Annotated in this window: 1 protein-coding gene; it reads left to right on the forward strand. The window is 59.9% G+C overall.

The window, feature by feature from the left end; translation table 11 throughout:
- Positions 1-392: transposase (locus QN397_RS26640; RefSeq protein ID WP_416352376.1), on the forward strand; the 392-nt coding region annotated here is incomplete at both ends.

A 392-nucleotide genomic window follows, 5' to 3' on the forward strand; every position in this document is an offset into this window, starting at 1 on the left:
GTGAGAACTTGTTCGACTTGTTCATGGCTCAATCCTCTCAGAGTGTTGAGCCTCCTCAAAAACCGGGGCGATTCAGCCGCGAGATCGAGCGCAATGGAGGGCGAGTTGGCTATCGGGCGACTCAGCCTGACAGCGGAGCTTGGGATCGGGCGCATCGTCCCAAGCGCTGCAAACTGGCTGAAAACCGTGCCCTGGCGCGCGTCGTGACCGACAAGCTGCGCCTGCTGTGGTCGCCGGAGCAAATCGCTGGGTGGCTCAAGCATACTTACCCGTGCGACGAGACTTTCCACGTGTCACACGAGACCATCTACCGCGGTCTGTTCATTCAAGCGCGTGGAGCCTTGAAGAAGGAGCTGCTGGAGCACCTGAGACGTACTCGCGGCATGCGTCGT

The organism is Variovorax sp. RTB1 (assembly GCF_035018765.1).
Taxonomy (GTDB): Bacteria; Pseudomonadota; Gammaproteobacteria; order Burkholderiales; family Burkholderiaceae_C; genus Variovorax.